Here is a 25,694-nt window from a genome sequence, read left to right as displayed (position 1 = left end):
CTCTATCCACGCAGATGCGGAGATTCTGGCTATCTTCCTCCGCATTCGCGGGGATAGAGTCGTCTCGTGACGACGTACAAGATCTCCGATGCGGCGCGGCTGGTAGGAGTCAGCGACGACACCGTGCGGCGCTGGATCGACCAGGGCGTGCTCCCGGTGACCGACGCCAGCCCGGCCGAGATCCCCGGCGAGGCACTGGCCGCGCGTGCGGTCGAGCTCGCCTCCGCCCCGCACGACCCCACCGACGTGCTCTCGAGCGCGCGCAACCGCTTCGTGGGCATCGTCACGCGCGTCCAGGTCGATCAGGTGATGGCGCAGGTCGACATCCAGGCGGGCCCGCACCGGGTCGTGTCGCTGCTGTCGGCCGAGGCGGTGCGCGAGCTCGGCCTCGAGGTCGGCTCGCTCGCCGTGGCCTCCGTCAAAGCCACCCACGTCGTCGTCGAGACCCCGAAGGACTGATCCCGTGCGCATTCGCCGAGCCCTTGTCGCCGCCGCCGTGGCGGCATCCGTCGTCGCCGCTGTGGCGGGCTGCGCGTCGAGCCAGCCCGCCGCATCGCCCACCCCGACCGCGACCGAGGCCGCGCCGGCCCTCGAGGGCGAGCTCACCGTGTTCGCGGCGGCGTCGCTGAAGAACGCGTTCGATGAGCTCGCGGCCGCGTTCGAGACGCACAACCCCGGCGTCGACGTGCTGCCGATCGTGTACGACGGGTCGAGCACGCTGGTCACGCAGCTGACCGAGGGCGCACAGGCGGACGTGTTCGCGTCGGCCGACGAGAAGAACATGCAGAAGGCAGTGGATGCCGGCCTCGCGTTGGATCCGCGGCCGTTTGCGACCAACACCCTCGTCGTCGCGATGCCGAAGGGCAACCCCGGCGGCGTCGAAGACCTCAGCGACCTCGCAGACGACAGCGTCACGGTCGTGCTGTGCGCGCCCGAGGTGCCGTGCGGCGCGGCGTCGCAGACGCTGCTCGCGAACGAGGGCGTCACGGTGACGCCGGCGAGCCTCGAGCAGAACGTGACCGCGGTGCTCACGAAGGTCGTCGCGGGCGAGGCCGACGCCGGGCTCGTGTACGCCACCGACGTCAAGGCCGAGCCGGACGTGGACAGCTTCGTGCCCGAGGGCGCTGCCGACGTCGTCAACCGGTACCCGATCGTCGCGCTCACCGGCGCCGCGAACCCCGAGGTCGCGGCCGCGTTCGTCGCGTTCATCACGGGCCCGGAGGGCCAGATGGTGCTCGCGTCGCACGGGTTCGGGGCTCCGTGAGGCGGGACGACGAGACCTTCGTCCCGCCCGTCCTGCTCGTTCCCGCCCTTGTCGGGCTGGGGCTGCTGGTCGTCCCGCTCGGCGCGCTCGTGGCGCGCGTGGACTGGTCGACCCTGTGGGCCGACATCACCTCGCCCGAGGCGATCAGCGCCCTGACGCTGTCGCTGGTCACCGGGCTCACCTCGACCGCTGTGTGCGTAGTGCTGGGTGTGCCGCTGGCGCTCGTGATCGCGCGCAGCACTCCGCGCTGGTCGGCGGTGTTGCGGGCCCTCGTGACGGTTCCGCTCGTGCTGCCGCCCATGGTCGGCGGGGTGGCGCTGCTGTTCCTGTTCGGCCGCACGGGACCGGTCGGCACGGCGCTGGAGGCCTGGTGGGGCATCCGGATCCCGTTTACGACCTCGGCGGTGGTGCTTGCGCAGGTGTTCGTCGCGCTGCCGTTCCTCGTGCTGGCGCTCGAGGGGGCGATCCGCACGTCGGGCGTCGGCTTCGAGCGCACGGCGGCGACCCTCGGCGCGCGGCGCTGGACGATCCTGTGGCGCGTGACGCTGCCGCTGGCGACCCCGGGCCTGATCGCAGGCGTGATCCTGTGCTTCGCGCGTGCGATCGGCGAGTTCGGCGCGACGGCGCTGTTCGCCGGCAACGCGCCGGGCGTCACGCAGACGATGCCGCTGGCGATCTACACGGCCTTCAACGGGTCGGGCGTGGGCCGCGGCCCCGCGATCGCGCTGTCGCTGCTGCTGCTCATGACGGCGATCGCGGCGCTGCTGCTGGTGCGGGCGTGGCGTCCGGGGACGCCGCGATGAGTGCCGGGCCGGGCTCGGGCGCGTCCGCCGCATCGGGCGCGAGATCGCAGACGAGAAGCGCGACGGATGCCGCGACCGGGGGCAGCCTCGACGCCCGCGTCGTCGTCCGGCGCCGGACGGGATTCCGGCTCGACGTCGCCGTGGGGGCAGAACCGGGCGAGGTCGTGGCCGTCATGGGCCCGAGCGGTGCGGGCAAGTCCACGCTCGTCGCTGCGATCGCGGGACTCGTGCGGCTCGATGACGGCGCGATCGCGATCGACGGCCGGGTGGTGGCATCCGCCGGCGTGCACGTCTCGCCCGCCGACCGCGGCGCGGTGCTGCTCGGACAGGACGCGCGGCTGTTCCCGCACCTCTCGGCGCGCGAGAACGTCGCGTTCGGACCCCGCGCGCGGGGCGTGCCGCGGACCGTCGCCGCACGCGAAGCCGACGAGTGGCTCGATCGCGTGGGCCTGGGCGGGTGGGGCGGTCGGCGCCCCGCCGAGCTCTCGGGCGGACAGCAGCAGCGCGTTGCACTGGCGCGCGCGCTCGTCACGCATCCGCGGGTGCTGCTGCTCGACGAGCCGCTGACCTCGCTCGACGCCGAGACGGCGGGCGACATCCGGGCGCTGCTTCATGAACAGCTGACGGATGCCTCGGCCACCGCGATCGTGGTCACCCACGACGCCGTCGACGCGGCCGCGCTCGCCCGCAGACTCGTCGTCGTGGAGGAGGGCGCGATCGTGCAGCAGGGGCCCGTGGCTGAGGTGCTCGGCGCGCCGGCGACGCGCTTCGCCGCTGCGGTCGCCGGGCTCAACCGCGTGGTCGGGCGCGCGCGCGGGGGCGCGTGGACGTCGGGTGACGGCGCCGTGACGCTGCACGCCTGCGACCCGGGGTCGCAGGCGGTGGCATCCGTCGACGGCATCGCGCTCGCTGCCCTCGTGCGACCGTCGGCGGTGCGGTTGGAGGCGGCGGGAGTAGACGCCCCACCCGAACCCGGCACGTGGATCGCACGCGTCGCGCGGCTGGACCAGACGCCCGCCGGGGTGCGCGTCCACACGGGTGATCCCGCCATCGCCGTCGACCTGCCGACCGACGCGGTCGCGGCGCTCGGACTCGAGCGGGGCGCGATCGTGCGTCTGGGCGTCTCCCCGCGGGACGTGCGCTTCGCGCGCGTCTCGGGCTGATCAGGCTGCGGCTGTCGGCGGGCGTCGCATCGCCGAGGACGCATGCGACCGATGCCCCGGCCCTCGCGCCGCGGGCGGGGTGGGCCGAAGCCGGGCAGGGGTCCGCGTCGGGCGAGCCGAGCGGTGGTCACACGGCCGCGGCGACGCGCGTGTCGTACAGCTCGATGCGGCACTCGTCGGACGTGACGAACGGCGTGTAGGCGCGCATCTCGAGGGGGCCGTCCACCTGGTGCAGGATCTCGTTGGCGAGGCGCTCGTGCACGGCGCACACGCGCGGTGCGTCGCCGTCGAGCAGTTCGTAGAAGGGGCAGGGGTGCAGGCGCACGGTGAGGGCGTCCTCGTCGATCTCGGGTTCCAGGCCCGCATCGTCCAGGTGCTCGTACAGGGCGTCCAGCTGGTGCAGCGCCGCGTCGGGCAGCGACCGCGCGCACGGGGTGAGGCGCCGCAGCAGATCGCCGCGCTCGCGGGCTGCGACGATGCGCGATCGGGCGGCGGGGTTGGCGTCGGCGTCGGTGACCGGGTGGAAGCTCGCCGGCGGCCGGCCGCGTGTGCCGCGCGGGGCGGGGCGGCTGACGATGAGTCCCTCGTCCTCGAGCACGCGCACGTGGTCGCGGATCGTGTTCTCGTGCAGGCCCGTGTGCGCGGCCAGTTCGCTCAGCACGATGCCCGGGCGCGACTGGATCGCGTCGAGCAGGCGGATGCGGCTTGCCTGGGCGAGACCGCGGAACTCGTCGATGCGGCGGGACACACCTCGATTATGCGCCGCGACCGGAGGCTTCGTCAGGCGCGACAGCCGATCGTTTGTCCCGCTGGATGGGAGTAGGGGCCGTGTCGGCGGCGCGCTCTAGACTCGCGGGGTGACCAGGATCCGCCCGTTTCGCCCCGGAGACGAACCCGCCCTGGCCGAGATCTGCCTGAAGACGGCCGATGCCGGCGCCGACGCGACGGGAGTGCTCGACGACGATGAACTGTGGGCGAAGGTCTTCGTGCTGCCATACATCGCGCGGCACCCGGAGTTCGCGTTCGTGGTCGAGACCGACGACGAGCGTGTCGCCGGGTACATCGTCGGCGTCCCCGACACGCGCGCGTTCGAGGAGTGGTTCCGCGACGAGTGGTGGCCGAGGCACGCGGCCGACTACGCGCTCCCCGAACTCGAGCGCACCCGGCAGGACGGCATCGTGCGCTACGCGTACGGGCGCGGCCCGGGCGCCGAGCCGTACGGCGACCAGTACCCCGCCCACCTGCACATCGACCTGCTGCCCGAGTTGCAGGGGCAGGGGTGGGGGCGGCGCCTCATCGACACGCTCGTCGCCGCGCTGCGCGAGGCGGGCGTCACCGGGCTGCACCTCGCGGCGGCTTCCGAGAACACCGGAGCCATCGCGTTCTACCCGCGCGTGGGATTCACGCCGATCCCGTCGCACGAGGGCGTGCAGGCGTTCGGGCGGTCGCTGACCTGAGACAGCGGGCGAGCCGGTGGCCCTGCCCGCCCGCTCAGATGCACATCGGGTCGCCGAGGTCGATCCGTGTGCCGTCGACGGTGAAGCTGCCCTCGGCGCACAGCAGCGTGTCGGGGGTGGGGCGCACGACGAGCGTCGTGTACGCGCCCTGCACGTCGTGCTCCGTGGCCTCCTGACGGTCGGGGCCGTGGGGTGAGGTCGCGGGGTAGATCGCGATCGTCACCGTGTTGCCGGCGCCGAGGCCGTCGTAGCGCGTGATGCGCCCCCAGCCCGCCTGGCACTTGTCCGACCAGATGATCTCGAGCAGCGAGTTGTCGGCGCGCGTGTCGCCCGACACGACCGCGGCGTCCTCGACGCACGGCGTCTTCGCGGGGTCTTCGCCGTTGGCGACCGCGATGAGAGGCGCATCGTCGGGCTTCGGGATCAGGTGCGGGATGCCGAGGAACGACGCCGCCGTCAGGGCGGCGCCCAGCGCGAAGGCGCCGACGGCGAGCCAGGCGGCGGTGGCGCTTGCGACGGTGCGCGCCAGGCCCGGCTCGTCGGCGGGGGTGTCCCCGACGGCGTCCGCGCCGGTGTCGCCGTCGGGCGCGGGATTCGTCCGCCCCCTTGCGTTCACGTCGCTCGCCGCGGCCAGCGCGTCGCGTCGGTCGACCCACGACCGCGGATCGGCCCCGCAGGCCCGCACGATGCCGTCGACGGTGCGCGCCGACGGCAGCTGCCGCCCGGCGAACGCGTCGGACAGCACGCTGCGCGAGATTCCCGTCCCGCTCTGCAGCTTCGTGAGCGTGGGACTGTCGGCCTCGAGCCGCAGGCGCCGCAGATCGGCGGCGAAGAGCGCGATCCCATCGTCGGCGCTCGACTCGGTCGTGTCGGTCGTGTCGGTCGAATGAACGGTGTCCCCAGACATCGATCCCCAATCGGCTTGTATGCAGTTTTCGCAGTGGCCCCATATATATCACCTGCGTGTGACGGGCGAAGTGCGTTTCCGCGTCGGACGGAACATGCATCCGAATGTTCCGACTTGTCGAGATCGGACGTTTTCGGACTGCGGGCCGGGCATTGCATGGTGAATCCTCCCCATATACGCACTCGCCGCTCACGGCTCTACTGAGCGGACTGGACTACTGGTCTTCGGCTTCTGGGGAGAACCGTGACGCAAATGACGAGCGCGCTGTGGAGGAACCGCGCCGCCCTCGCCTCGGGCGGGGTGCTGGCCGTCGCAACGCTCACCATCTCGACGCTCGCCTGGTTCTACGAGGGCGTGGCGACCGCCGACCTCGAACTGGACGACGGCGGCGTGTGGGTCACGAAGGCCGACGATCTGCTCGTCGGGCACCTCAACTACCCGTCGCGACTTCTCGACGGCGCCGTGCGCACGCGCGCGGGCTCGTTCGACGTGCTGCAGGACGCCGACCGCGTGCTCGTGCTGGACGAGTCCGCGGGCGCGCTCACGCCCGTCGACCCCGCGCGCATCGAGCTGACCGGCGACACCGCGCTCCCCGCGTCGGCGCAGGTCGCGCTCGGAGGCGGCACGGTGGGCGTGCTCGGCGACGGAATGCTCTACGCAGTGCCGTTCGGCGCGCTGGGCGGCGCGGTCTTCGACGAGGGCGATGCCCTCGCCGATGTCGGCGCGAAGGGTGCGGTCGCCGTCTCGCGCTCCGGGGAGACGGTGTTCGCGGCATCCGCCGAGCACGCGACGCTGATGTCGGTCGACGTGGCGACCGGCGCGATGGTCGAGACCCCGCTGCGGGGTCTGGCCGATGACGCCGAGCTGTCGGTGGCCGCCGTCGGCGAGCAGCCCGTCGCGTTCGACCGGGCCAACGCCGTCGCCTACCTGCCGAACGGGACGGGGATCGGGATTCCGGGTGGCGAGGGGGGTGCGCTGCAGCAGTCGGGGGATGCCACGGACGCGGCGTACATCGCCACCCGGAACGCTCTGTTCGCCCTCCCGCTCTCGGGAGGAGACCCCGCCGAGGTCGCCGGCGTCGACACCGGCGACCCGGCCGCCCCGGTGTGGCTGAACGGCTGCGCGTACGCGGTGTGGAGCGGCTCGGGCGCGTACGCCCGTGACTGCGGCGGCGACGCGGACGACGTGGCCACCGCGATCGACCTCACGGCTCAGGCGACGCTCACCCTGCGCACGAACCGTCGCGTCGTCGTGGTGAACGACACCACCGGCGGCAGCGTGTGGATCGTCGACGAGCAGGTCCAGAAGGTCGACAACTGGGAGGACATCATCCCTCCCGCCGACGACGACGCCGAGGACGATGAGAGCGAACAGGAGCAGCAGCAGTTCCAGCTGCCCGAGCGCAGCGCCGAGAACCACCCGCCGACCGCGGTCGACGACCAGTACGGCGTGCGAATCGGCCGCTCCACGATCGTGCGCGTCACCGAGAACGACACCGATCCCGACGGCGACCTGCTCGCCGCCGCCCTCGTCGGCGAGGAGCCGTCGGGGTATCGGATCTCGCCGGTGCTGGGCGGCGCCGCCCTGCAGGTCGCCGTGCCCGCGAACGCCTCCGGCACGGTGTCGTTCACGTACCGCGTCGACGACGGGCGCGGCGGCACGGACGAGGCATCCGTCACCCTCGCGGTGCGCGCGAGCGGCCAGAACGAGCCTCCGCAGCGCAAGCTCACCGCCGAGCCGCTGCGGGTCGAGGCGGGGGCGTCCGTCACCTACGACGTGCTGCAGGGCTGGGAGGACCCCGACGGCGACGACCTGTACCTCGTGCGGGCCAGTGCCCCCGGCGGCGACACGATCGCCTACCGCAGCAATGGGGTGATCGAGTATCACGCGGCCAGCGGAGAGACCGGGCTCAAGGAGGTCGCCCTGGTCGTGTCGGACGGCATCGACCAGGCCGAGGGCGTGCTGCAGGTCGATGTGCGGCCCGCAGCATCGCTCGACCCGGTGGCCAACGCCGACCGCGTGACGGCCACGGCGGGAACGCCGCTGACCGTGTACCCGGTCGCGAACGACCTCAGCCCGACCGGGGCGCGCCCGCTCCTCACGAAGGTCGAGCCCGCCGCGGGCGCCTCGGTCACGCCCGACTACGCGGGCGGCAGCTTCACGTTCCAGGCCGACCAGGCCGGCGCGTACTACGTGCAATACATGATCACCGTGGGCGCGCGGTCGGCGGTCGGCATCGTCCGGATCGATGTCGTCGCGGCATCCGACGACGCCATCGCACCCGTCGCCGTGCGCGACCTCGCGCTGCTTCCGACGGGGCGCGACGTGCTCGTCGACGTGCTCGCGAACGACGCGGATCCGGCCGGCGGGATCCTCGTCGTGCAGAGCGCGAAGGCGCCGGCCAACGCCGCCGTGTCGGTCGAGGTGCTGCAGCACAGCGTGCTGCGGATCACCGACACGTCAGGGCTGAGCTCGCCCATCACCGTGAGCTACACCGTCTCCAACGGCGCTCAGAGCGCGGTGGGCGAGGTGCTCGTGCTGCCGGTGCCGCTCCCCGAGAAGCTGCGCCCGCCGGTCGCCGTGCCCGACACCGCCGTCGTGCGGGCTGGCGATGTGCTCACGATCCACGTGCTCGCCAACGACTACCACCCCGACAACGACCGCATCGTGCTCGAGCGCGAACTGATCGACGTGAGCGGGATCGACGAGGACGCGGTGTTCGTCGACGGCGACACGATCCGGATGCGGGCGCCCGACGAGCCGGGCACGGTGCAGGCCACGTACAGCATCGTCGACTCGCAGCGGCAGAAGGTGGGCGCGCTCGTCACGGTGCAGGTGCTGCCGCCCGATGAGGGCACCAACTCGGCGCCGCGCCCGACGCCGGTCGTGGCCCGCGTGGTCGCAGGCAACACGGTGCGCGTCGCGATCCCGCTGGACGGCATCGATCCCGACGGCGACTCGGTCGAGCTCACGGGAGTCGGCTCGGTGCCCGCGAAGGGGCGCGTGAGCGTGGGGGACACCTGGCTCACCTACGAGGCCTACCCGGAGGCCACGGGCCGAGACGCCTTCACCTACACCGTGCGCGACCGGCTCGGCGCCCTCGCGCAGAGCACGGTCACCGTGGGCGTGGCCACCCCCGGGTTCGAGAACCAGGCGCCGTACGCCGTCAAGGATGCGGTCACCGTCAAGCCCGGCCGCAAGGTCGCGGTGGCGGTCACCGTCAACGACTCGGACCCGGACGGCGACGAGATCGCAATCGACCCGAACGGACTCGAGGCGAACGGGATCGACGCCGAGGTCGAGGGTGGCCGCATCGTCGTGACGGCGCCGGCCGAGCCGGGCGAGAACACCCTCACTTACACGATCTCGGACGCGTACGGTGCGACCGCGCGCGGGGTGCTGCTCGTGACGGTCGACGACCAGGCGCCGCTCGCGCCGCCCGTGGCCCGCGACGACCGCGTGCCGGCGCGCGCGGTCGGCTCCAAGACCGCCGTGGACGTCGCCGTCCTCGACAACGACGAAGACCCAGACGGCACGACCGACGCCCTCGAGGTGTCGACGACGGATGCTTCGGCCGTCGTCCGCGCGGGCGGGATGCTGCGCATCGCGCTCGCCGACGACCCGCAGATCGTGCGCTATCGGCTCACCGACGTCGACGGGCAGACGGCCCAGGCGTTCGTCTTCGTGCCGGGGCTTGCGACCCTCGCGCCGGTGGTCTCGTCGGACGAGCCGATCGTGGTGACCAGCGGCGAGAAGGTGTCGATCCTGCTCGCCGAGCATGTCGCGGTGCGCCCGGGTCGCAGCCCCCGGGTCGCGACGGCCGACTCGGTGAAGACGGGTCACTCCAGCGGAGAGCCGCTCATCGCCGACGAGCGGACCCTGTCGTACACGTCGGCCGCCGACTACTACGGCCCCGACGTGATCGGGCTGCTCGTCACCGACGGCGAAGGACCCGACGACCCCGAGGGCCTCACGGCGTATGTGACCATCCCGATCACGGTGCTCCCCGCCGAGAATCAGCCGCCGCGGCTGCGCAACGCGTCGATCGTGGTGGCGCCGGGCGAGGAGGCGGTCGCCCTCAACCTCGCCAAGCTCGCCCATGACCCCGACGAGAAGGACCGCGACCGCCTCGAGTTCGCGATCGAGGGCGCGGTGCCCGACGGGTACGAGGCGTCCGTCTCGGGCTCTGTCCTCACCGTCTCGGCCGGTCCCGACGTGCGCGCGAACTCGACCGCGAGCCTCACCGTGCGGGTGACCGACGGCATCACCGCCCCGACCACCGGAACCGTGTCGATCCTCGCGGTCACCTCGCAGCGGCCGTTCCCGGTCGCGAACGACGACGTGGTCGCCGAGGCGAACCAGGGCGAGACGTACCGCGTGGACGCGCTCGCGAACGACTTCAACCCGTTCCCCGACACCGCGCTGTCGATCGTCGACGCTCGTGTGGACGCGGCGGGCACAGGCACCGCGACGGTCGACGGCGACCGGGTCGCCATCACGCCCGACGCGGGCTTCGTCGGCACGATGTCGGTCACGTACCGGATCGCGGATGCCACGAAGTCGGCCGACCGCCAGGTCGAGGGGCGCATCCGGCTGACCGTGCAGGGCAAGCCGGACGCCCCGGGCGTGCCGACGGTCGTGTCGATCCAGGACCGCACCGTGGTGCTGTCGTGGGTGCCGCCGAGCAACAACGGCGCGCCGATCCTCGACTACGAGGTCACGTCGCAGAACGGGTACTCCACGACGTGCACCTCCACGACCTGCACGCTCGGCGGGCTGACCAACGACGTCGAGTACACGTTCCAGGTGACCGCCCGCAACGAGGTCGGCCGCTCCGACCTGTCGCCGGTGTCGGCCGTCGCCCGCCCCGACGCGCGCCCCGACACCCCCGCGCCGCCGACGCTGGCCTTCGGCGACCAGAGCCTCTCGGTCTCGTGGACGACGCCGCGTTCGGCCGGTTCGCCCGTGCTCAGCTACAACGTCGAGATCTCGCCCGCGCCCGCGTTCGGCGCGATCCAGAAGACCGGCGTGACCGGCACCTCGCTCACGTGGGACGGGCTCGAGAACGGGGTCGCCTACCAGGTGCGCGTGCAGGCGGTCAATCGAGCGCCCGAGCCGAGTCAGTGGAGCCCGTACTCGGCCCTGGCGGTGCCGGCGGGTGTTCCGGATGCCCCGGGCACGCCGACCACGACGCCCGCGACCCCCGTCGGTGCGCAGGCGCAGATCACGGTGGGGTGGACCGCGCCGGCGAATGCCAACGGCGACCCCGTGGCCGACTACACGCTCACGGTCTCGCGAGGCGGAGCGGTCGTGAACACGATGGTCGTGGCGGGCACGAGCCAGAATGTCGTGGTCGAGGCGAGCGAGACGGACTACACGTTCTCGGTGACAGCTCGCAACAAGGCCGGAAGTTCGGCGCCCAGCGCGCCGTCGGCGCCGCGCCGCGGCGCCGTCGCGCCAGGTGCGCCTGAGAACGTCGTCGCGACCCCCGCGGACCGCGCGGTGGACGTGTCGTTCACCCCCGGCGCGCTGAACGGCAACCGCGCGGGCGAGATCACGTACTGGTACCGCGTCGACCAGACCGGAGCCCAGGGGACACTTCCCGCTGGCGGCGGTGCGGTCGGCGGCCTCACCAACGGCACCAGCTACACCGTCAGCGTGTGGGCGACCTCGTCGGTGCAGGGCGTGCAGCCGGGCGCCGAGGCGACCTCGACCGCCGCGGTGCCGTTCGGCAAGCCGATCATCACGTTCGTTCGCAGCGAACGCCAGAACAACGCGGTGCAGTTCTGGTGGACCGTGGACGCGAACGGCTCGCCGCTCACGTCGCAGAGCCACGGCGTCGACGGCTCGGGCAACGCCACGGCGCAGATCGGCGGGCTCGGGGCGGGTGCGACCGGGTCGATCACGGTGACGTACGGGAACGCGGCGGGGTCCGTCTCGGCGACCTGGTCGGAGCGGGCGAACGATCCGGTGCGCACCGTCACGCTCGAGCGCGGGTCTCAGTACGGCGGTTCGGAGTGCGGAACCACCTGCTATTTCCTGCGGATCGCGGCAACCGGCTTCGCGCCCAACACGACGTTCACAGCGGCGTGTTACGCGGACGGCGAGAGCGAGAGCTTCTACACGCAGAACGTCACCACCAACGCGAGTGGTTCGTTGAACATCCAGCTGAACTGCTGGTCGGCGTATCGCAACACCAGAGCAAGCGTGGACGGGGTCTTCTCCGACTTCGTCCACTTCAGGTAATCGATCGGATGAAGATGACCATCACCCAAGAACAGGCGACCTGGTTCGCCGAGACCTTCCAGCGCGTGAGCGACAACATCGGGCAAGCGGTGCTCGGCAAGCCCGAGGTGATCCGCCTCGTGCTGACGGCGCTGCTGGCCGAAGGGCATGTGCTGCTCGAGGATGCGCCCGGCACGGGAAAGACGCAGCTCGCGAAGGCGCTCGCCGCCACCGTGCAGGGCACGTCGAGCCGCATCCAGTTCACGCCCGACCTGCTGCCCTCCGACGTGACGGGCGTGACGATCTACGACCAGGCGCAGCACCGGTTCGAGTTCCACCGGGGCCCGATCTTCGCGTCGATCGTGCTGGCCGACGAGATCAACCGGGCGAGCCCGAAGACGCAGTCGGCCCTCCTCGAGGTCATGGAGGAGGGGCGCGTGACGGTCGACGGCGTCTCGCACGAAGTCGGCACCCCCTTCATGGTGATCGCGACGCAGAACCCGATCGAGCAGGCCGGCACCTACAAGCTGCCCGAAGCGCAGCTGGACCGCTTCCTGATCAAGACGAGCATCGGCTACCCCGACGCCCGCATCGCCGAGCAGATCCTGCTCGGCACGGGAGCCAAGAACCGCTCGGCGGGTCTCGAGCCGGTGATCACCGCGACGGCGGTCGCCGAGATCGCCGAACTGCTCGAGAAGGTGCATCTCGACCCCGCCGTCGCCCGCTACACGGCGCACCTGGCCGAAGAGACCCGCGCCGACCCGCACACCACGCTCGGCGTGTCGGTGCGCGGCATGATCGCGATGATCCGCGCGGCGAAGGTGTGGGCGGCGTCCGAGGGGCGCACCTTCGTGCTGCCCGACGACGTCAAGACGCTCGCCGAGCCGGTGTGGGCCCACCGCCTCGTGATGGATCCCGAGGCCGAGTTCTCGGGGGTCACCGCCAAGAGCGTGATCGCACGTGCCCTCGGCGACATCGCCGCTCCCTTGTCGAGGGCCGCATGACGGATGCCGCCCTGCGGCCTCCCCGCCGCCTTCCGCGCCTCTCGCTGAGGCTGCCGCGCGCTCGGCGTGCGCCGCGGTGGTTCACGCACGCCGTGGCGTGGGCGGGTCGCGGCATCCGCCCCCTGCGCATTGTCGCCGCCCTGGGCTGGACGGTGCTCGCGGTCGGAGCCGTGGCGCTCGTGGTCGCCCTGGCGGGGGACTGGGTGGAGTTCCTGGCGGTCGCCGCCGTGGCGCTGGCGTCCGTGGTGGTGGCGGTGCCGTTCGTGCTGGGGCGCACCGCGCTGGCCGTGCGCGTCGAGCTGGTGTCGCCGCGGGTCGTGGTGGGCGAGCCGGCGGTGGGGCGGGTCGCGGTGCGCAACGCGGCGCGGCGCGCCTCGGGGGCGCTGCGCATCGAGCTGCCGGTGGGGCGGGTGCGGGCGGCGTTCCGCGTGCCGCGCATGGCCACGGGCGACGAGCACGAGGAGCTGTTCACGATCCCGACCCAGCGCCGGGCGATCCTCACGCTGGGGCCGGTGAAGTCGGTGCGGTCCGACCCTGCGGGCCTGCTGCGCCGCGAGGTGTCGTGGACCGATCCGTCGGAGCTGTACGTGCACCCGCGCGTGGTGTCGCTGTCGGCCGATACGACGGGGTTCCTCCGCGACCTCGAGGGCCTGCCCACGCGCGACCTCGCCGACGACGACGTGTCGTTCCATGCCCTCCGCGAATACGCGCCGGGCGATGACCTGCGACACGTGCACTGGAAGTCGACCGCGCGCACCGGGACCCTCATGATCCGCCAGTACGAGCAGACGCGCCGCTCGCACCTGCTGCTGGTGCTGTCGACGCGCGCCGCCGACTACGCCGATGCGGGCGAGTTCGAGCTCGCGGTGTCGATCGCGGGATCGGTCGGGGTGAGTGCGCTGCGCGCCGGGAAGGCGGTGAGCGTCCTCACGCCCACCGGGCGACTGCACGCGCCCACCGCGACGCAGCTGCTCGACCGCCTGTCGGGCGTCGAGCTCGGCGCCGCGCACGACGGGCTGGAGGCGACCGCGCGCGCCGCGTTCCGCGCGGCGCCCGCGGCATCCGTCGTCGTCTTCCTCACCGGCGCGGCGACGGCGCTCGGCGAGGTGCGCGCGGCGTCGCTGCGTGTGCCGGTCACGGCCCGGTCGATGTGCGTGCGCGCGGCCGTCGGCGAAGACCTCGCGCGGCGCACCGTCGGCGACGTCGCGACGGTGAGCGTGCCCGACCTCGCGTCGCTGCACGCGGCGATGCGGGCGGTGACCGCGTGAGGGCGTGGCGCGTCGCGAGCGACGCGGTGGCGATGGCGGCGCTCACCCTCGTCGCCCTCGCGCCCGCCTACCCCGCCTTCGCAACCGCGGACTTCTGGGTGGCCGCAGTGATCGGCGTGGCGCTCGGCACCGCGATCGCGGTCGTGGGAGCGCTACTGCGCTGGCACGTGCTGGTGGTCGCCGCGGTCGCGGTGGTGGCGTACTTCGTCTTCGGCTCGGTCGCGGCGCTGCGCGACACCGCGCCGTTCGGAGCCGCGCCGACCCTCGACGGGCTCGCGACCCTCGCGGTCGGCGTCGTCCACGCGTGGAAGCAGGTGCTCACGCTTCCCGACCCGCTCGACGGCTTCGACCGGCTGCTCGTCGCGCCGTACCTCGCGGCGCTCGTCGCGTCGGTGCTCGCCGCGAGCCTCGCCCTGCGCGCGCGCCGCTTCGGTCTCGCGCTGCTGCCGATCGGGGCGCTCCTGGTCGGCTCGGTCGCCTTCAGCACGTACCAGGGGTTCCACCCGGCGCTCGTCGGGGCGCTGCTGGCGGGCGGGGCGCTCGCGTGGGGGGCGTGGCGTGCCCGGCTCGCGCGCGCGGGCGACACGTCCGAAGAGGCGACGGATGCCGCATCCCGCGCCCGTCGCGCCGGCATCGCGGTCGTGGGGGCCGGCCTCGTGCTGGTCGTCGCCACGGCCGCCGGAGGATCGGCCGCGCTCGCGGCATCCGGCTCGTCCCGTGCCGTGCTGCGCGACACGATCGTGCCGCCGCTGGAACTGCACGACTACGCCACCCCGCTCACGCAGTTCCGCACCTGGGTGACAGACGGCGAGGACGCCGAGCTGTTCACCGTGTCGGGCGTGCCCGCCGACACGCGGATCCGGCTGGCGACCCTCGACCTGTACGACGGCACCGTCTACGAGGTGTCGGGCTCGGGCGGCGCGGGCTCGGGGGTGTTCTCGCGCGTCGGCCGCACCATCGATCCGGGCACGACCGGGGCCGAAGCCCACGTCACCGTCGCCGTCGGGGACCTCTCGGGCGTGTGGGCGCCCACCGTGGGCTACCTCGAGTCGATCCGATTCGCCGGCGACGACGCGGGCCGCCACGACGACGCCCTGCACTACAACGCCGCGACCGGCACCGCGGTGGTGACCACCGGGCTCACAACGGGCGACGAGTATTCGTTCGACGCGGTGATCCCGCCGGATGCCTCGCCCGAGGCGCTCACCGACGCCAAGGTGGCGGCGATCACGACGCCCGCGCCGGACGCGGTGCCCGAGCAGATCTCTGCGATCGTCGAGAAGGCCGTCGGCACCGCGGCCAAGCCCTACGAGCAGGTCGCGGCCCTCGCGTCGTACTTCTCGACCACGGGGTTCTTCTCGCACGGCCTCGAAGGGCAGGTCGCCTCACGCTCGGGGCACGGCCTGTCGCGGCAGACAGAGCTGCTGGCGGGCGAGCAGATGGTGGGGGATGCCGAGCAGTACGCGGTCGCGATGGCCCTCGCCGTGTCGCAGTTGGGGCTGCCGGTGCGGGTCGTGATGGGGTTCGAGGCGGCCGCGGGTCAGACCCCCACCGTCATCACCGGCGACGACGTCACCGCGTGGGTCGAGGTGCCGTTCCAGGGCGCCGGCTGGGTCGCGTTCGACCCGACGCCGCCCGAGGACCAGGTGCCGCAGCAGCAGACGCCGCAGCAGGCGCAGAAGCCGCGCGTGCAGGTCGCGCAGCCCCCGGACTCTCCGCAGGAGCCCGCCGAGCTGCCGCCCGCCCCGCCCGTGGAGGAAGCCGCCTCCAACGAGCAGCCGGCCGACCTGTCATGGCTGTGGGCGACGCTGCGGTGGACGGGCGTGGGCGTCGCGATCCTCGCGCTGTTGCTCGGCCCCTCGCTCGTGCTCGCGATCGTCCGCGGGCGACGTCGCCGCTCGCGCCTGCGCGCCGAGGGCACCGTCGCGCGCGTGGACGGCGGCTGGGCCGAGCTCGTGGACTGCGCCGTCGACGTCGGCACCGCCCTCCCGCCGACCGCGACCCGCCGGGAGCAGGGGGTCGCGCTCGACGGGGCCTTTCCGGGGTCGGGTGTGGCGGTGCTCGCGACGCGCGCCGACATCGCGGTGTTCGGTGCGGGCGCGCCGACCGCCGACGACGCCCGGGCGTACTGGGCCGACGTCGAGACCGCGCGAAGGCGCATGGAGCAGGCCGTGCCGTGGCACCGCAGGTTGCGGGCCGCGCTGTTCCCGGCATCCCTGTTGCGCCGCTCGCGGCCCGCAGCCGGCGGGAGGCGCTCGTGAACCCGGGCGCGACGCTGTCGTGGGGTGCGTGCACCGACCGCGGTCTGCGCCGGGCGGTGAACGAGGACTCCTACCTCGCCGAGCCGCCGCTGTTCCTCATCGCCGACGGCATGGGCGGGCACGCCGGCGGCGCCGAGGCGAGCCGCCGCGCGCTGGAGGGCTTCGCGCCGCTCGTCGGTCGCGCCGACGTGACCGCCGACGACGTCGCTGCCGCGTTCGCGCAGGCCGCGGCCGGGGTCGGGGCGATCCGCACCGAGCGCGACACCGCAGGCACCACGCTCTCGGGCGCCGTGGTGTGCGAGATCGCCGGGACGACCTACTGGCTCGTGGTCAACATCGGCGACTCCCGCACGTACCTCCTCGCGGACGGCACGCTCAGCCAGGTCAGCGTGGACCACTCGCTCGTACAGGCCATGGTGGACGGCGGCGCGCTGTCGGCCGACGACGCGCAGCGGCATCCGCAGCGCAATGTCGTCACCCGTGCGCTCGGCGCCGGCTCGAGCGCGGCGCCCGACTACTGGATGCTGCCGACCGGCGACGGCGACCGCGTGCTGGTGTGCTCGGACGGCGTCACCAAGGAACTGTCGACCGATCTGATCCGCGGCGTCCTGCTCGACGAGCCCTCGCCGCAGGCGGCGGCCACCCGCCTCGTACACGAGGCGCTGCTGCGGGGCGGGCGCGACAACACCACCGCCGTCGTCGTGGACGCCCGCATCGCCGGCGCGCTGGACGACGACCCCACCTCTCCCGGCGTCGAGGTCGACGAGGACACCCGGCCCCGGGAGCCGGATCCCGAAGGAGACCGCAATGCGCGTGTATAGCAGCGGCGACTGGTTCGCGCTCGCACGCCCCGGGGTGATCGCCCTGCTCTCGCCAGGCATCCCGCGGCAGGCGCTGGACCGCATGTGGGACGCCCTGCGAAGCGGGGGCGACGGGCTCGCCGCGGTGCTCGGCGCGCTGGTGGAGTGCTGCGGCGCCGGCCTTGCCGCCCTGCCGCCGTTCGCCGTCGTCACGGTGGACACAGCCATCGACGAAGCCCGCGTCATCGTGCGCGGAGAGGTCGAGGCATCCGTCGTCGCAGGCGACACGCGCCGCGAGATCTCGGGCATCGGGGTCACCACATGGCACGAGAGCGTGATCGGCGCGCCGCAGGGCATCACGCTGGCCGTGCCCGGGATCCGAGGCGACGCGCTGCCGATCGTCGAAGGCATCGTGCGCGCGAGCGCCGTCACCTGGACGGTGAAGGCGGATGCCGCGCCCCCCGCCCTCGGCCAGACGCGCCTGAACCCGGTGGAGGACGCGGCCGTGCGCACGCCCCCGGCCGAATCGATCATCAGCAGCATCCCGACCGCGCCGCCTCCGCCGCCTCCGCCCCCGCAGCCTCCGATCGCCGCCGATCGCGACCCCGACGGCGACCACGACGGCGAGACGGTCTCGCTCGCGCAGCTCGCCGAGATCCAGGCGCGCCTCGGGCTCGTCGACGCGGTGGCGGGGCATCCGTCGCCCGGGTCGCGAAGCACGACGACCCCGACCCTGGTCGTCTCGACGGGCGAGCGCGTGCGACTGGACCGCGCTGTCGTCATCGGACGCCGGCCCCGGGCGCTGCGGGCCACCGGGGTCGTGCCCCACCTCATCGCGGTGCCGAGCCCGAACCAGGACATCTCGCGCAGCCACCTCGAGCTGCGAGTCGAGGGCGGCGACGTCGTCGCGGTCGACCTCGACACGACGAACGGCACGATGCTGCTGCGGGTGGGCTCAGATCCCGTGCGGCTGCAGTCGGGGGAGTCCACCCTCGTCGTGGCCGAGGACCGGCTCGACCTCGGCGAGGGCGTCGTCCTCACGTTCGAGGACCTCGCATGAGCGCCCGCATCCCCTCTCGCCCACCGGAGCTTCCCGGCTTCGAGCAGGTGCGCCTGCTCGGTTCGGGCGGCTTCGCCGACGTGTTCCTGTACCAGCAGCTGCATCCGCGCCGGCAGGTCGCGGTCAAGGTGCTGCTCAAGGAGCGGCTCGACACCGAGAGCGCGCACGGGTTCACCGAAGAGGCGAACCTGATGGCGCAGCTGGCGACGCATCCGTCGATCGTCTCGGTCTATCAGGCGGGCGTCTCGGGCGATGGACGCCCGTATCTCGTGATGGAGTACTGCTCCCGGCCGAACCTGCAGGTGCGGCACCGCAAGGAGCGCTTCTCGGTCGCCGAGGCGCTGCGGGTGGGCGTCCAGATCGCGGGCGCCGTCGAGACGGCCCATCGCGCCGGCATCCTGCACCGCGACATCAAGCCGGCGAACATCCTGGTCACCGACTACGGGCGCCCCGCGCTCACCGACTTCGGCATCTCGGCGACGATCGACTCGCAGCTGACGGGCATGAGCGTGCCGTGGTCGCCGCCGGAGTCGTTCCGGATGCCGCCGCAGGGGCATCCCTCGTCGGACGTGTACTCGCTGGCCGCCACGATCTACACGCTGCTCACGAACCGCAGCCCGTTCCAGCTGCCGGGCGCGCCCAACGCAGAGATCGACGTGATCTCGCGCATCCAGTCGATGCCGGTGCCGCCGACCGGTCGCCCCGACGTTCCTCCGTCGCTGGAGGCGGTGCTCGCCAAGGCGATGGCCAAGAACGCCGCCGATCGGCATCAGAGTGCGATCGAATTCGCCCGGGCGCTGCAGCGCGTGCAGATCGAGCTCGCGATGCAGACCACCACGATCGACGTCGTCGAAGACGAGTTCGTCGCCGAGGAGGAGGACGACGACGAGGGCCGCACGCGGTTCCGCGGCATCACCAGCATCGACGCTCAGGATGCCGCGGCCCCGCCGATCTCGACGACGACCGGCGCGCGCACCGCCGATCGAGCCGCCGAGACGGTCACCCGGCGCACACCGGGGCTCACGCCCGATCTCGGCGGGTCGACCGTGCGGCGGCCGGCGGGTGCCGCAGGCGCCTCTCCGGGGCGAGCCGGAGTGGTCGACGACACCGTGCGGCGGCCGGGGGCGGGCGCGGTGCCGTCCTTCGCGCCGGCGGGCGCGGCATCCGTCGACGACACCGTGCTGCGGCCCGCAGCCGCGCCCGACATCGTGACAGAGCCCGCACCGGCGCGCCGCCGCGGCGGGATCGCGTGGGCGGCCGGGACAGCGGTGGCGCTCGTGGCCGCCGCAGTCGTGGTCGCGCTCGTCGTGCTCCCGGGCGCGACGGCCGACACGCCCGACACCGATCGCTCGGTGCAGGCCCCGGTCGACCCGATCGGCGACGAGGGCACCGTGCCGGACGTGACCGATCTGGCCGGGCAGGTCGCCGGATCGGAGGTCGTGTTCAGCTGGACGAATCCCGATCCGCAGGACGGCGACACCTACCTGTGGCGCCCGGTCGTGCCGGGCGAGTCCTTCACCTTCGACGAGACCGCTCAGCCGACGGTGACCGTCGCGGCAGCGGCATCCGGGCTCACCTGCATCGAGGTGCTGCTCGTGCGCGAGGGCGGGCGATCGGCCACCCAGGGCGTCGAGGAGTGCGCGCCGTGACCGGCGGGGTCGTCGCGATCGACCGCGGCGAGGATCTCGACGCCGAGGTCGTCATCGAGTACTGCGGCGAGTGGTTCCCGGTCGATCCCGCCGTGCCGTTCACGGTCGGACGCGAAGCCGATCTGAGCGTCGACGACAACCCGTTCCTGCACCGCCGCCTGCTCGAGATCAGCCGGCGCGACGACTTCTGGATGCTGCACAACGTCGGCACGCGCCTGGCCGTCACCGTCACCGACGGCCGGGGCCGGCTGCAGTCGTGGCTCGCGCCGGGCGGGCGCCTGCCGCTCGTGTTCGGACGCACCTCTGTCGTGTTCACGGCGGGGCCGACCACGTACGAGTTCGCGATCCTCGTGGCCGAGCCCGCGTTCAGCGAGACCCACCCCGCCTCGCTCGAGGGCACGACGACGATCGGGGACGTCACGCTCACCGAATCGCAGCGGCTCTTGATTCTGGCGCTCGCCGAGCCCATGCTGCTGCGCGACGGCAGCGGGCTCGGCGAGATCCCCACGAGCGCGCGGGCTGCTGCCCGGCTCGGCTGGGCGACCACCCGGTTCAACCGCAAGCTCGACAACGTGTGCGAGAAGTTCGCCCGCATCGGCGTGCAGGGGCTGCGCGGCGGTGCCGACTCGTACGCCACGAACCGCCGCATCCGGCTCGTCGAGTACGCGATCGCGGCGCGCGTCGTCACCCGCGCCGACCTCGCCCTGCTCGACGACGAGGCGGCGAGGTGGGCATGAGCGCGGATGCCACGGCCCGCGGGGTCCGGGTGGTGAATGTTGCCCATCGACCGGGATGCCTCGGCACTTCTAGTTTCAGAGCACCGGAGCGACATGCGGGCAGGTCGCACCGGCCGGCGCGAGAGCAGGGGTCTCGACGCGCCCCGTGGGGCGGATTGGGGGCAGTCCGCCCCACGGATACACGCAGAAGTCTGGGGAGAGGTCGATGAGCGGTCTGATCGGTGCTGACGTCGAGCAGCTGCGGGCGCTCGCCGCGCAGTTCGAGGCGTCGGCGGAGCAGCTGGACGCGGGGCGGATGACCGTGGGCGACGCCATCCGCGTCAAGGCGTGGTTCGGACCGAACGCCATCGAGTTCCGCGCGCAGTGGGACAACCAGCACAGCCTCAAAGTGAAGGCCGCCGCGCAGCGCCTGCGGGATGCCGCGACCACCCTGCGCCGAAACGCCGACGACCAGGAGCACACGAGTGCGGACGACGGCGGGGTTGGGGGCGAGCGGGCGCCCGGCATCCCGCTGTTGCCTTCGCCCTCGGATCCTGACCTGCTTCAACGATGGCGCGACGAGCGCTGGAACCAGGATTCTGGGTTCGCTCTTCCGGGAGCTCCGCGAGACGACGGCATGTCCGTGCCCAAAACCAACCCCGGTATCACGGAGCACTCGGTGTTCTCCTGGCTCCAGGATCGCCTCGAGTGGACGCCTGACCGCTCTGCACCGGTGCTGGGATCCTTTGATGCGGGGTTCTTCCTGAGCAAGCTGCCGGGAGTCGGCCACGTCACATCCGCGATCGGGCTGGGCGACGTGCTGTACGACCCGAACGCTGGTTGGCGCGATCGGGCTTTCGCTGTTGCCGACTTCGTCGTCGATGCCGGGTCAAGTGCCTTGAAGGCCGGCGCGGCTGCGACTGGAGCTGTCGGCTATCTCGGCGGCGTTGCGGTCGCTCAGGTCTGGGACGTTGTGAGCCTCGCTTCGCAGACGGACTGGGGTGTCGATCAGGCGATGCGGAACTTCGACTACGTCGTCAAGTCGCCCGGTGAGGCGGCTGTGGCTGCAGCGCAGGCGGTTGTGGATTACGTCCCAGACCTCATCGACAACCTCTGGCCCTTCTAGGAGACGACATGAACCAGCTGCTCACCGATGACGAGATCCTTGCGGCGGCCGCAGCCGCTGGCCGGAACTGGCCATTGCCGTTGCTCACCGTGAGAAACGAGCCTGCCGCGCTGAGAGCCGCCGCCTTCCGAGGTCTGCGCTCGCTGATCGTCAGGGGACTGGCAACACCGCTCGAGCAGGAGACCACGACTATTGAGCCTCGACTCAGGGCGCTGATCGAGCGGATCGCGGATGCGCGGCGCGCGACCATTGCGCACGTGAGCTTGTCGGAGCGCCCGGTGCTGGCCGGATCGTCGTACGCCGTATTCGCCGACGACGCTGGTCTTGTCGTCGACGTCGGCAATGCCATGGGCGTTCATGCGATCTCGACGAGTGACGTCCGTGGCGGGATGAACGGCCTGGTCGAGTTCGTTCGCACTCGCTTTGCGCCTCGCCCGGACGTCCGACTGCCCGAAAGCGGGTGTGTTCTCGTCGCCGACTCTCCAGGCGAGCGGTCGCTGCGCGTTCGTCCGGGCTTGATCGAGATCGGATCCATGCGTCGGGGGGCGGACGGGATGAGATTCGACACCGACGAATCGACCGCAGACTTCGGCTTCGTCGAACGGCTCTTCGCCAACGCGGCGTAGACGAGAGCATTCTCGAGAAAGGCGCACGTGATGACCGATCTGTCTGATCCAGACGCCGTCGCGGTTCGGAACCCAGCCACTGACGGCGCGACTCTTGCCGAGGTCGCCGGACGACGTCCCGATCTGGGATGGGCCGTCGTGTGGCATCCGAACGCCTACGACGGGCTTCACGATTGGCTGGCCTTGAGACCTGTCGCCGCCGCTGAGAAGGCTTTGGAGGGCCTCGCTGCGCTCGATCCGGTGACTCTCGCGACCTCGCTCGCCCCGAGCGAGGTCGCGTCCCTGCAGCCGTCCGGCGAGTCACTCGGAAGGATGAAGACTGCGGACGCAGTGGAGAGATTCGTCGGGTTCGGAGACGTCGCAAGCATCGCAGAAGTCCTTCCGTTGCCTGAGCGGCGGTTGCTCTCCCTCTACGGAGACGTGTGGGCGGGGCCGGACGTCGTGAGTTCGGAGGGAGGTTCGCTTGAGTTCACCTCGATGGACCTCGATCCCTCCGGTGGCAGCGAGCGCGTCGAGGCGAGGGTGGAAGACGTCAGCTTCACCCTGCGCGCGGCCCAGGGGGAATGGGACATCGCTTACCGAATGCACGACTCGTGTGTCGAATGGGTGAGGACCTTCTACGGCACGCAGACGAATCCGGACGGAGGAGGCGCCTGCCTCTCGGACATCTCCCCACACCAGGACCTGGCTCTCAGCGACACGAAGCTGATCATCGTCCGCGAGGGCGAGGGATGGCTGGTCAGTCCGCTGCAGACCGCTGCGACTGCCGCGGTTCGCGCATCGAGTGAGCTCTCGCAGATCGCAGCCGGCTCACAAGGTGGGAACGACTGATGCCCCCGCTCGCGTCATCCGATGCCGAGCTCGCGGGCGATTCACGGGAACTGGACCGCCACGACACCCGCACGGTCACCACACCACGAGAGGAATCACGCGAATGACCGCACCACGAACAGGCGAGCCTCCGCTCGACCAGCCCTACCCCGGCGCGCCGTTCGGCGCGGCCTTGCTCAGATTCTGGAAGAAGGGGCTCACATTCAGCGGGCGCGCGAGCCGCTCGGAGTTCTGGAAGGCCTGGGGCGCGATCTACGGCGTGATCGTCGCGATCTACCTGCTGGCGGTGATCGTCGCCGCCGCGGCCAGCAGCTCGTACGACTCGGGCGGACTGATCTTCGCGGGTTTCCTCAACATCGTCGTGCTGCTGGTGGCGCTGGCGACCGCGATCCCCGGGATCGCCCTGTTCGTCCGGCGCCTTCACGACGGGAACCGCTCGGGGGCGCTGTACTTCCTGGGGCTGATCCCCTTCGTCGGAGCGTTCATCCTGCTCGTGTTCATGCTGACGGAGTCCGACCCGCGCGGGGCCCAGTACGACCTGCCCGGCGGCGCGAGGCCGAGCGGGGGCGGCTACGGGGCTCCTCACTCCGGGTACACGCCCGGGCTGCCTCCGGCGTTCGCGCAGGGCGGCCCGGCCTTCGCGCCGGTGCCTCCTCCGCCGGCGCCGCAGTACGCGCCGACCTTCGCGCCCGTTCCGACACCCCCGACGTCGAGTGCCGCCGGATACGCTCCGGTGCCGCCCCCGCCTGCTCCGCCGACCGCGTCGTCGTTCGCTCCGGTGCCGCCTCCGCCTGCTCCGCCGACCGCGTCGCCGTTCGCGCCGGTGCCGCCCCCGCCCCCGGCCGTGGCTCCGAGCGCTCCTGAGTCCTTCGTCCCGGAGGCATCCGCCGCGCCGGCCTACACACCACAGGCGTCCGCCGCGGTGCCGCCGCCGCCTGCTCCGCCGACCGCGGCAGCTCCGATCGTGTCGGGCGTTCCCGGGGGAGCGTCGGCATCGTCGAGCTTCGTGCAGCCCGCGGCATCCGATGACGATCTGGATGCCACGCGGGCCTCGGTGCCCTCATCCCCCTCGACCTGGGTGCTGCGGCTGCCGGACGGCCGGCGCCTGCCGGTCGAGGGGACGATCTTCATCGGACGCGACCCCGTCGGCGACCCCACGGCGACGCACGCGGTGCTCGTGCCCGTCGACGATCCGCTCAAGTCGATGTCGAAGACGCACGCGCGCATCGACGCGACCGCCGGCCTGCTGACGGTCACCGACCTGCACTCCACGAACGGCACCACCGTGCGCGACGCGGCCGGGGCGACGATCGCCCTGACCCCGGGCGTCGCGCGGGGCGTGGCATCCGACGGTCAGGTCCTGTTCGGCGACTACGTCGCCGAGCTCGGCCGCAACGCACAGTGAGGACGCGACCATGACAATCCACAACGACATCCGCTCCGCCGCGTGGAGCGCCCTGCAGGATCCGGCCACGACGGGCGCTGAGCTTGCCGCGATCGCCGCCGAGCACCCGGAGTTCGCCGGGGCGATCACGCGCCACCCGAACGCATACCCCGACCTCGTAGAGTGGGCGCGGAGTGCCGCTGCGCACCCGGCTGAGTCCCCGGCATCGGGTGCCGACGCGGGGAACGGCGTGTCGTACTCGCGCAGAGGGCGACGGCTGTGGATCATCTCGGCCGCGCTGCTTGCGGCATCGGCCGTCGTCGACACCTTCTTCGCCGATCTCATCGCGGCGGCCTCCTCTTCCGGCCCGCGGATGCTCATCAGCACGGCGACCCTGGCCGGCGTCGTGGTTTGCTCGGTTCTGCCGATCGTCTCGGCCGCAGTCGCCGGGCGCACGGTGGGGCGAAAGGTCGGCGGCATCGTGCTCGCGATCGTCGCGGCGGGGGTCGTCGCCCTGCTCATCGGCACGAGCGCCGTGCAGAGCGGGTGGGAGTCCATCGTGAGTTTCGGCCTGCCGTGGGCCGGAGCATCGACCTCTGTGTCGAACGCACTCTTCTGCCTGCTGTGGACGAGCGCCCTGTTCGTGAGCTGGGCCATCACGTGGAGCGTTCGCGCACGCGGGTACCTCGGCCTGATCCCTCTGGCGGCAGCTCCGGTGATCGCGGTGCTGCTCGGCTATCTCGTGTACCGATCATTGTTCGGACTGCTCCTCGGCGGTCTGGTCGGCGTCGTGCTTCCCGCCGCCGCCGTGGCGATCGCGCTGTGGGCGAGCCGCGCCTCCGACCGCGCGGCGGCTCGCCGGGGCGCGGCATCCGTCCCGTCCTCGTTCGGCGGCCCGACCGCATCCGATCGCACGAACACGATGGCGATCCTGTCGCTCGTGCTCGCGTTCGTGTTCTCGATTCCCGCCGTGATCCTGGGCCATGTCAGCCTGAGCCAGATCCGCCGCACCGGCGAACAGGGCCGCGGCCTCGCGATCGCGGGCCTCGTGCTCGGCTACCTCGGGATCGCGGGGGGCCTCATCGCCGCGATCGCCTGGCTCGTGCTCCTCTCGACGGTCTCGTCGAGCTACCCGTACTGAGAGGCGCGC

20 protein-coding genes are annotated in these 25,694 nt (G+C 72.3%); 18 read left to right on the top strand and 2 right to left on the bottom strand.

The features are described 5' to 3' along the window. The first annotated feature begins 66 nt into the window (after positions 1 to 66). Genes AB1K54_RS08205 through AB1K54_RS08190 form a run of 4 tightly spaced genes read left to right on the top strand, consistent with a single transcriptional unit; the run spans position 67 to position 3,230 of the window. Positions 67 to 459: a molybdopterin-binding protein gene (locus AB1K54_RS08205; protein ID WP_371202260.1), complete on the top strand. Its 393-nt coding sequence runs from the start codon at positions 67 to 69 to the stop codon at positions 457 to 459. Between the two features lie 10 nt (positions 460 to 469). Next, positions 470 to 1,264 (top strand): molybdate ABC transporter substrate-binding protein, encoded by a 795-nt coding sequence (gene modA, locus AB1K54_RS08200; RefSeq protein WP_371202378.1) that lies wholly within the window; start codon positions 470 to 472, stop codon positions 1,262 to 1,264. Next, the gene (locus AB1K54_RS08195; RefSeq protein ID WP_371202259.1) at positions 1,261 to 2,067 is read left to right on the top strand and encodes an ABC transporter permease; all 807 of its coding nucleotides are present in this window, start codon (positions 1,261 to 1,263) and stop codon (positions 2,065 to 2,067) included. Before modA ends, AB1K54_RS08195 begins: the two co-directional genes overlap by 4 nt. Next, positions 2,064 to 3,230 carry a sulfate/molybdate ABC transporter ATP-binding protein gene (locus AB1K54_RS08190; protein WP_371202258.1) on the top strand — a complete coding sequence of 389 codons (1,167 nt, stop codon included), beginning with the start codon at positions 2,064 to 2,066 and terminating at the stop codon, positions 3,228 to 3,230. Before AB1K54_RS08195 ends, AB1K54_RS08190 begins: the two co-directional genes overlap by 4 nt. Positions 3,231 to 3,357: 127 nt before the next feature. On the opposite strand, the gene AB1K54_RS08185 is transcribed toward AB1K54_RS08190, so the two are convergent. After that, complete coding sequence (locus tag AB1K54_RS08185; RefSeq protein WP_371202257.1) at positions 3,358 to 3,978, bottom strand: helix-turn-helix domain-containing protein; 621 nt, start codon at positions 3,976 to 3,978, stop codon at positions 3,358 to 3,360. Between the two features lie 109 nt (positions 3,979 to 4,087). On the opposite strand from AB1K54_RS08185, the gene AB1K54_RS08180 reads away from it, so the two are divergent. After that, entirely contained in the window at positions 4,088 to 4,687 is a 600-nt protein-coding gene (locus AB1K54_RS08180) for an N-acetyltransferase family protein (RefSeq protein ID WP_371202256.1), read from the top strand. A gap of 34 nt (positions 4,688 to 4,721) precedes the next feature. Here the strand turns inward: AB1K54_RS08180 and AB1K54_RS08175 are convergent, their stop codons facing one another. Next, complete coding sequence (locus tag AB1K54_RS08175) at positions 4,722 to 5,594, bottom strand: DUF2690 domain-containing protein (RefSeq protein WP_371202255.1); 873 nt, start codon at positions 5,592 to 5,594, stop codon at positions 4,722 to 4,724. A gap of 252 nt (positions 5,595 to 5,846) precedes the next feature. Between AB1K54_RS08175 and AB1K54_RS08170 the strand changes: the two genes are divergently transcribed. The 13 genes from AB1K54_RS08170 to AB1K54_RS08110 all read left to right on the top strand — a co-directional run bounded on the left by AB1K54_RS08170 (position 5,847) and on the right by AB1K54_RS08110 (position 25,685). Then, entirely contained in the window at positions 5,847 to 11,840 is a 5,994-nt protein-coding gene (locus AB1K54_RS08170) for an Ig-like domain-containing protein (protein ID WP_371202254.1), read from the top strand. Between the two features lie 14 nt (positions 11,841 to 11,854). Next, positions 11,855 to 12,823: an AAA family ATPase gene (locus AB1K54_RS08165; RefSeq protein WP_371202253.1), complete on the top strand. Its 969-nt coding sequence runs from the start codon at positions 11,855 to 11,857 to the stop codon at positions 12,821 to 12,823. Next, a complete protein-coding gene (locus AB1K54_RS08160) occupies positions 12,820 to 14,091 on the top strand; it encodes a DUF58 domain-containing protein (RefSeq protein WP_371202252.1) in 1,272 nt (423 codons plus the stop codon). The genes AB1K54_RS08165 and AB1K54_RS08160 overlap by 4 nt, the downstream gene beginning before the upstream one ends. Beyond that, entirely contained in the window at positions 14,088 to 16,352 is a 2,265-nt protein-coding gene (locus AB1K54_RS08155) for a transglutaminase family protein (protein ID WP_371202250.1), read from the top strand. The genes AB1K54_RS08160 and AB1K54_RS08155 overlap by 4 nt, the downstream gene beginning before the upstream one ends. Then, positions 16,268 to 17,173, top strand: a complete 906-nt coding sequence (locus tag AB1K54_RS08150; RefSeq protein WP_371202249.1) for a PP2C family serine/threonine-protein phosphatase — start codon at positions 16,268 to 16,270, stop codon at positions 17,171 to 17,173. The genes AB1K54_RS08155 and AB1K54_RS08150 overlap by 85 nt, the downstream gene beginning before the upstream one ends. Then, positions 17,160 to 18,212, top strand: coding sequence for an FHA domain-containing protein (locus tag AB1K54_RS08145; protein ID WP_371202248.1), 1,053 nt, complete (start codon positions 17,160 to 17,162; stop codon positions 18,210 to 18,212). Before AB1K54_RS08150 ends, AB1K54_RS08145 begins: the two co-directional genes overlap by 14 nt. Then, the gene (locus AB1K54_RS08140) at positions 18,209 to 19,861 is read left to right on the top strand and encodes a serine/threonine-protein kinase (protein ID WP_371202247.1); all 1,653 of its coding nucleotides are present in this window, start codon (positions 18,209 to 18,211) and stop codon (positions 19,859 to 19,861) included. Before AB1K54_RS08145 ends, AB1K54_RS08140 begins: the two co-directional genes overlap by 4 nt. After that, on the top strand, positions 19,858 to 20,598 hold the full coding sequence (locus tag AB1K54_RS08135) for a hypothetical protein (protein WP_371202246.1): 741 nt from the start codon (positions 19,858 to 19,860) through the stop codon (positions 20,596 to 20,598). Before AB1K54_RS08140 ends, AB1K54_RS08135 begins: the two co-directional genes overlap by 4 nt. Positions 20,599 to 20,803: 205 nt before the next feature. Continuing rightward, the gene (locus AB1K54_RS08130) at positions 20,804 to 21,703 is read left to right on the top strand and encodes a WXG100 family type VII secretion target (protein ID WP_371202245.1); all 900 of its coding nucleotides are present in this window, start codon (positions 20,804 to 20,806) and stop codon (positions 21,701 to 21,703) included. An 8-nt stretch (positions 21,704 to 21,711) separates the two neighbouring features. Then, complete coding sequence (locus AB1K54_RS08125) at positions 21,712 to 22,329, top strand: hypothetical protein (protein ID WP_371202244.1); 618 nt, start codon at positions 21,712 to 21,714, stop codon at positions 22,327 to 22,329. 30 nt (positions 22,330 to 22,359) lie between these two features. After that, positions 22,360 to 23,160 carry a hypothetical protein gene (locus AB1K54_RS08120; RefSeq protein WP_371202243.1) on the top strand — a complete coding sequence of 267 codons (801 nt, stop codon included), beginning with the start codon at positions 22,360 to 22,362 and terminating at the stop codon, positions 23,158 to 23,160. A gap of 103 nt (positions 23,161 to 23,263) precedes the next feature. Further along, the gene (locus AB1K54_RS08115; protein ID WP_371202242.1) at positions 23,264 to 24,565 is read left to right on the top strand and encodes a DUF805 domain-containing protein; all 1,302 of its coding nucleotides are present in this window, start codon (positions 23,264 to 23,266) and stop codon (positions 24,563 to 24,565) included. Between the two features lie 10 nt (positions 24,566 to 24,575). Beyond that, the gene (locus AB1K54_RS08110) at positions 24,576 to 25,685 is read left to right on the top strand and encodes a DUF4190 domain-containing protein (RefSeq protein ID WP_371202241.1); all 1,110 of its coding nucleotides are present in this window, start codon (positions 24,576 to 24,578) and stop codon (positions 25,683 to 25,685) included. Positions 25,686 to 25,694 lie beyond the last annotated feature (9 nt).

Origin of the sequence: Microbacterium sp. BWT-B31, assembly GCF_041379855.1 — a bacterium.
Lineage (GTDB): Bacteria > Actinomycetota > Actinomycetes > Actinomycetales > Microbacteriaceae > Microbacterium.
This window is presented reverse-complemented; position numbering and strand designations above follow the sequence as displayed.